The sequence below is a fragment of the Protofrankia sp. Cas8 genome (assembly GCF_963555845.1).
In the GTDB taxonomy this organism is placed as follows: domain Bacteria; phylum Actinomycetota; class Actinomycetes; order Frankiales; family Frankiaceae; genus Protofrankia.
Genome location: NZ_CAUVXI010000198.1, coordinates 4,188 through 10,404, shown reverse-complemented (window position 1 = coordinate 10,404; position 6,217 = coordinate 4,188). Strand labels below are relative to the sequence as shown.

The 6,217-nt window shown below is 66.6% G+C and carries 7 protein-coding genes and 1 pseudogene; 2 read left to right on the top strand and 6 right to left on the bottom strand.

Annotated features, from left to right (window positions below; all coding sequences use genetic code 11):
* Window positions 1-351, bottom strand: a 351-nt coding sequence (locus U9977_RS21960; protein WP_322751174.1) for an aminotransferase class IV, incomplete at its 3' end; no start/stop codon positions are given.
* A gap of 382 nt (window positions 352-733) precedes the next feature.
* On the opposite strand from U9977_RS21960, the gene fdxB reads away from it, so the two are divergent.
* Window positions 734-1,033: a ferredoxin III, nif-specific gene (gene fdxB / locus U9977_RS21955; RefSeq protein WP_322751173.1), complete on the top strand. Its 300-nt coding sequence runs from the start codon at window positions 734-736 to the stop codon at window positions 1,031-1,033.
* Between the two features lie 422 nt (window positions 1,034-1,455).
* Here fdxB and U9977_RS21950 read toward each other — a convergent pair whose 3' ends face one another.
* From U9977_RS21950 to U9977_RS21940, 3 genes are all read right to left on the bottom strand, one after another.
* A complete protein-coding gene (locus tag U9977_RS21950) occupies window positions 1,456-1,785 on the bottom strand; it encodes a hypothetical protein (RefSeq protein WP_322751175.1) in 330 nt (109 codons plus the stop codon).
* 361 nt (window positions 1,786-2,146) lie between these two features.
* A complete protein-coding gene (locus tag U9977_RS21945) occupies window positions 2,147-2,956 on the bottom strand; it encodes an HPF/RaiA family ribosome-associated protein (RefSeq protein ID WP_322751172.1) in 810 nt (269 codons plus the stop codon).
* A gap of 61 nt (window positions 2,957-3,017) precedes the next feature.
* Window positions 3,018-3,614 (bottom strand): hypothetical protein, encoded by a 597-nt coding sequence (locus U9977_RS21940; RefSeq protein ID WP_322751171.1) that lies wholly within the window; start codon window positions 3,612-3,614, stop codon window positions 3,018-3,020.
* A 344-nt stretch (window positions 3,615-3,958) separates the two neighbouring features.
* On the opposite strand from U9977_RS21940, the gene U9977_RS21935 reads away from it, so the two are divergent.
* On the top strand, window positions 3,959-4,783 hold the full coding sequence (locus U9977_RS21935) for a hypothetical protein (RefSeq protein ID WP_322751170.1): 825 nt from the start codon (window positions 3,959-3,961) through the stop codon (window positions 4,781-4,783).
* Window positions 4,784-4,813: 30 nt separating this feature from the next.
* Here U9977_RS21935 and U9977_RS21930 read toward each other — a convergent pair whose 3' ends face one another.
* Both U9977_RS21930 and U9977_RS21925 read right to left on the bottom strand, forming a co-directional pair.
* Window positions 4,814-5,755 (bottom strand): SCO2521 family protein, encoded by a 942-nt coding sequence (locus U9977_RS21930; RefSeq protein WP_322751169.1) that lies wholly within the window; start codon window positions 5,753-5,755, stop codon window positions 4,814-4,816.
* 6 nt (window positions 5,756-5,761) lie between these two features.
* Window positions 5,762-6,217 (bottom strand): annotated as a pseudogene (locus tag U9977_RS21925) (hypothetical protein); the annotation flags it as partial.

Genomic DNA, 6,217 nt, shown 5'->3' with positions numbered 1-6,217 from the left:
TCGCAGCGCAGCCAGCGGGCGGGCGGCTGCCGGTCGTGTGGTCACCAGGACACGCGGTTTCGCCGCGGCGCCCGGATGCCCGATCTCGAGTGCCGGGTCGAAGATCGTGATCCGGACGACGAACGACCCGGTACCGCCGCCGACGGCACGGTGGACGAGGTCCCGGACTTTCTGCGTGTCCAGGTCGGCGCCGAAGACCGTCTGACAGTCCTGGACCAGCCGATCTAGATGAAGGGAGAGCCCACGGACACGGTGGTTGTCAATTCGCATGGAGGTGAAGTGGCCGTAGTTCGCCAGCGCCAGCGCCGCGAGTTCATCGGGACCGACCGGTACGCCATCCAGTTCCATCATGCGCCCATATTCCCCTGGGGGCCTCCGGGTGCGCGAGAAGGGGCATGGTCGCGCGCCCTTTGGCCAGACTCCCCTGGGGGCCTCCGGGTGCGCGAGAAGGGGCATGGTCGCGCGCCCTGCGGCCGGTTGTCCCCCAGCGTGGCCGGTACCCGTTCGGGCACGTCCGGCCGGGCCAGCCGGCTCGTTGAACGAGGTCGGGTGGCCCGGTAATTGTGGCCCTGTGGCCCGACCTGGGTGTATGCCGTGGCCGTCCAAGATAGCATTGAAAGGCGACAGGAGTGAATCCGACGCCCACAAGGCTCACAAGGCCTGACGCCCAAGGTCGAGTGACTTTTGTTCTTCTCATGCGGCCGAATGCCCAGTTGAATCCAGGAGAATTCATATGAGCCACGTTCAGTTCGCCACCCGCGATGCCAGCCCGTGGGTGCCTCATTACATCATGGCCATCGACCAGGCCAAGTGCATCGGTTGCGGCCGTTGCTTCAAGGTGTGCGGTCAGGGTGTGCTGAAGCTGATGGGCCTCAACGAGGACGATGAGTTGGTCGACCCCTTCGACGAGGAGCAGGAGATCGAACGTAAGGTCATGACCGTTGATGCCGCCGGCAACTGCATCGGCTGTGCAGCCTGCGTCCGGGTATGTGCTCCGCGCTGCCACACCTACGCTCCGGCGGACGCGGCCTGACCCGCCGCTGGCGCTGCGCTGTTCCCGCCGGGAGGCGACCGGATCGGGTGGCTGTGCGGCCACCGACAGATCATCCGATCTGGTGCCCGGTATCGTGCCGGGCGCTCTGGACTGTGCCCGTGCCTACGGGCACTGGCCATGCCTCGGGTCGCGAGCCGATGTTGGACGTTGACGTTGACGTTGACGTTGACGCAGCCTCCGGCGGTCTGCTCGGCACAGAGCCGGTCTTTCCCGTCGTGGCCCGTCTCGAGCTCGATGAACCGCTCACACAGTTGGTGGATCGCGCCCAGGCCGTCTTGGCCACCCAGGGCCGGCTGCGTGGGCTGCTGAGGGCGAACCAGATGGTGGCCGCGGACCTCAGCCTGCCGGTGGTGCTTGCGTCGCATGTTCGGCATCAACCACACGATGCGGGTTCGCCTCGCTCACTGGCAGTCCTCCCCCCGTTTGACAGTCCCGTTCGCCGAGCCTCCCAGGGCGTGCTCCGACCGGTCATCGACGATGTGCCGGTACTTGCTGAAAAATTCTGGTTGTCCCCACGCGGCCAATGCCACGGCCACATGTGGCGTAACCGAATCGGGTAGGGCGGCGGGCGCATACCAGCCGATCTTATTGAGCCGACGGTCACCGATGACAGGCGCACCACGGAAGCGACCGGCCTGGAAGTACAGCCCAATACGGTTTCGTGCGCCGTCGTGGTGCTGCTGGACGTGCACCCTCTTAACGATGTGAATCTGATGCTCCTCCCACAACACCAGATTCACATCGTTCCCAAAGAGCGACCGGCAAGAGGGACGCGGCGTCGCGGAGCTGCGGCACGCTCCTCGCCACGGTGTCGTCAGTCGCCACCCAACACCTCCGGTGACTCCCTCCTCCGCCTCGCGATGCACGCACCCCAGCCCCGCTCCTTGATCCACACCCCTCTTGCCGGGCGGTCGCCGCTACTGACCGATCGTCGTGCCCAGAAGGCGTCCTACCGTCTTGATCAAGTCGGAACGGAGGGCGTCGGTGTCGATGTTCTTTCCGAGGGGGCCTACTTCGACGTCGTAGGGGACGAGCCCGCCCCGCCATGAGCCTGGCCGGGCACCGGCTTTGCCGGCCGGTGGACATCAGCGACTACCGGGCCGGGGTTATCAGTCCGTAGTGTCCGTCGTAGCGGTGGTAGAGCACGTTACCCCGGCCGGTCGCGTTATCCACGAAGAACACGAACGGGAAGCCGGTCAGGCTCAGCCGCGCGACCGCCTCGTCGACGCCGAGGTGGGGTGCGGGCTGCTCGCTGATGGTCAGTGGTACCGCGACGACCGGACCGCCACGCCGTGGCCGCGAGTCCGTCCGGGCCAGGCGGTAGCCGGCGTCGTCGCGGTAGATGACGCTGTCCTGCCCACTGTCGACATCGGTGTACAGGTGGAAGTCGTAGTCCATCGCCTCCAGCTCGAAGACGGCCTCATCGGGGGTCTCCCGCGCCAGCGTGAAGGACTTGTGGCGGACGATTTCGCGTTCCTCGGGGGGACGCGGGTAGTACTGTGGGCGGTGGGTCGGCTCGCTGCCGTGGCGCCACTCATGGGGCTCGTGCGGCTGTTTCAGCGGCGCGCCACCCCGCCGCGCCTCCCAGTGCTCGGCAATCCTGATCAACCGCTCCCGCAGGCGCGCCTGCAGCAGGTCGATCGCCTCGTGCATCGTCGTGGCCGCGACGTGCGCCCGCAGCGGCCGCCCGTTGACGTCCATGTTGGCCTGTGCGACCGCCGGCCGCGGTAGCGCGGGGTCCGCCGAGTGGGTCAGCCGCACCTGGGCGTACAGGATCGGTTCATCCGTCTCCTGGGCGAGCGCAAGGATCTTCCGGCGCGCGTAGGCGCCGGAGCTCGCCGGCATCGCACCCCGGGTTCCCACGGCGACCTCGGGAATGATTGTCGTCGTGGATCGCCTCATACCCTCCTCGTGCCCTACCACCGCCGTCCGAACCGGATCCCCGGTTGCCGGCAGTTGGTGCTCAGCGCCTCCACTGCGGTGCGACGCGCGCCCATTCGGCGTCCCAGGCGGCCAGCCGTCCGTGATCGAGGAAGCGGCGCAGGAGCAGGTGGCATCCGGCCAGCGCCGTCCCGGCGGCGCCCACCGCAAGCACACCGACGCCGACCCCTTGGGCGACAGCCGAGGCCTCGGTGGCCGGCGGGTTCACCCGCTGGCCGGTCCCGTCGGTCCAGACCGTGACACGGGTGCCCGCCGGGCTACCCGCAACGGCCCGCACATAGCCGGTCCGCGTGGTGCCACCGGCACCGGCACCGGCAGCGCCATCGGTACTGCCGACGCCGGCGGGAGCCGGCCACCGCGCGATCGCCAGCGCGGGCATCGCGACACCCATGACCGCGTACGGGCCCGGAGCGTCCGCCACCAGGACACCGACGACGCGGTGGTGGGTAGCGGCCGCGACGGCCGCGTCACGGTGAGCACCCTGATATGTCCGCGCACCGGCCCAGCTCGCCAGCGGCACAGCGATCAGAAACAGGACAGACAGGATGACCAGGGCGGCGGCCTCGATCCGATCCGCCGGCCGGCACAGCGGGTTGTGCGCCGAACTGAGCCAGCGCACCCTTCGAATCAGGCGTGTACCAGGATATCGCGATATGATCGACATTGCTTTCTGCCCTCCGAGCTCGATGCAGCTCCGGTCAGCAGAGTCCGCCGTTGTGCCACGGCACGGGCTTGCGGCCACCATCATCCCCGTCGTCCGTCCAGCTGGCTTGCCCGTGGCAGGTGCCGAGGAGGCTCATATCTGGGCAGCCGAATATGTGAGCCGCCGAACCGCAGCGGACAGAGCGCTGATGCGTGACACTTGAGTCATGACTCACTCTTCGAACCTCTCCAGACAGTTCGGCGTATACGTACCGTTACCGGTCGGCCGATCCGGTCGGGACAGCTGACTGGGCATCGGCGATGTCCGGTCAGATGTCGGCGTTCGTCGGATCGATCTCAACCGCGATCGTCCGCCGAGCGGACAGATATGTTGAGATGCTGGACGAGGCACGGCTGGACGGCCGCATGCGGGTCGCGGAGCCGGGCCTTCTCGATCGGTTCGAAAGATATGCTGCCGACGTTCTCGATCGGTATATCCCACCTGGCTCCCGCAATCGCGACAGCCTTGTTTTCGCCGATTTATACAACCAGGCTGCACTCGCCCCAGCCGAGGACGGCGAACATTCCACCATCGCGGCGCTGCTCGCAGCGGAGGTCGAGGTTCGTGGTCCGCTGCGGCTCACCCCGGCACAGACCTTGCGCCTGGCCGAGATCCTCGAGCGCCTCGGCCACCGTTTCGCGCGGGCCGACCTGCCGCTGCACGCCGCGTTCTCCTTCGATCGCGCCGGCGGCCTGTTCCTGCAGGTGGAAAACCATCTCGCCCGCGACCGATGCCTGCTTGCGGCGCATCGGGCCCGGCACCGGGCCCGAGGTCGGGGCGTGCGCAAGACCCTGGAGACAATCTCGAATCTGTTATGTGGCTACGGGTACCAGCCCTACCGTCTGCTCGCCTGGGCGTTTGTCCAGCTCACGGCGCTGATTCTTATTTTGACAATTTTTTTCGGCGTCTCGTTGATTACCAGCGTGCACATGGCGCTCACCAACTACCTCAACCCGCTGGGATTCGGCGATGTCGATGGCCTGCCCGACGGCGCCTGGGCTCTGCTCATAGTCGAGTCCTATGCCGGGGCGGTGTCGCTGAGTGTCTTCTTCGCCCTGCTGGTGCGGCGATGGTTCCGGTTATGAGGTGATCGGTACGAGTGCGGTTACCCATGGTCACCAGTCCGCGTTGCCGCGTCGCGTCTGTTCGACCGCCTGCAGCGTCTGCAGGGCGATCTGGTCCCGAATTCGAGCGACCTGCGTGTTCCATTGGCGGCTGAATCCGGGGCGCTGTTCCAGCGCATCCCACAGCGGCGACAGTGCCGGGTCCACCTGTGCTCCGGGCATCCAGACGTGGAACAGCCGTTCGACGGCGGTCGTGAGAATGTCGATCGCTTGCTGCCCCAGCGCTTTTAGCCGGTCGGTCTGTTCGATGACCTGCGCAAGCGTGGTGAGCAGCCAGTCGTGCAAGGCGAAATCCTCGCAGAAGCGCGCGGCGAGGCCGAGCTGGCTTTCGTCCACAATCAGCTCGATGGCGTGTACGACATCGCCGTCGGACCGGACCCGCGCGACGGGACCGTCGTGGTCGCCGACCCGGGCGGCCCAGCGGACCCAGGTCGGCCGCGCCCGTACGGACGTCACGTGATCGAGCTGTACATGACCTTGGATGTCGCTTATCAGGCGTTCACTGACCGAGCCCAGATCAATGGTGGACGACGGTGTGGAGTCCGCCAGGTAGCCCTCGGCGAGCTCGGCGGCATCCGCCCGACTGATGACTTCGACCACGCCCAGCTGGTCGGCGTAGTGTGACCACGCCAGCCGGCTGGGGCCCGTCGCACGCCGGAGGTAGGCGCTCGCCGAGCCCTGCAGCACCAGACCCGAAGTGATCATAGCGCGAGACGTGACCGTGCCGATTCCCCTGGCCCGGACTCGGCTTGAGGTCGCGAGCGTGCAGTCGATCCCGGTTACCAGCTCTGGTGAGACGGCGTGAGCGATGGGGCGTTCTGTGCACAACACGCGGCGCCCCGGCACCGTCCCGAGGATCTGAGCCACGAGCGGCGTCGGAAGCGGCGCTGTGTTGTGCAGGAGGCAGGTTCGGACCTCACCGAGGACCAGCATCGGGTTTTATGTTCCTTCGATGAAGACGTGTGAAATGCGGTCAATGACCTTGCGTGGTATCTCCAGACCTTCACTCGCCCCGCGTTCGACCACCTGGCCGATGACGGGCTCGTCAAGGCTGAGATGGCTGAGGATGAGTTTGATCGCGTTTTCGATCGGCAGGTACCGCTGCGGCAGGATGGAGACCGACCGGTAGGCACAGAAGGGCGCTGCCCGCGGATTCATCTGCATCACAGCGGGCAGTTCGTTCCAGGTCTCGGGTATGTCGTCGATCCCGAGCGTTAGCTGGTGCGGATGCGCGATCGGCTCGCCGAAATGGCGCAGCATCCCCAGCCGGAGCAGGTGCCAGATCGACGCTAGAAAAGGACATGACCAGGTCCGTTGGATCACCGTCTCGCCGCCCACCCGTTCCTCGACGTCCTTCCACAACTCGATGTCGAGGAAGATCGAATGGTTGCGCTT

Excerpts from the sequence above, each read along its gene's own strand:
- fdxB (WP_322751173.1), top strand. The coding sequence starts at position 734 with ATGAGCCACGTTCAGTTCGCCACCCGCGATGCCAGCCCGTGGGTGCCT.
- U9977_RS21945 (WP_322751172.1), bottom strand. The coding sequence starts at position 2,956 with ATGAGGCGATCCACGACGACAATCATTCCCGAGGTCGCCGTGGGAACC.
- U9977_RS21935 (WP_322751170.1), top strand. The coding sequence starts at position 3,959 with ATGTCCGGTCAGATGTCGGCGTTCGTCGGATCGATCTCAACCGCGATC.
- U9977_RS21930 (WP_322751169.1), bottom strand. The coding sequence starts at position 5,755 with ATGCTGGTCCTCGGTGAGGTCCGAACCTGCCTCCTGCACAACACAGCG.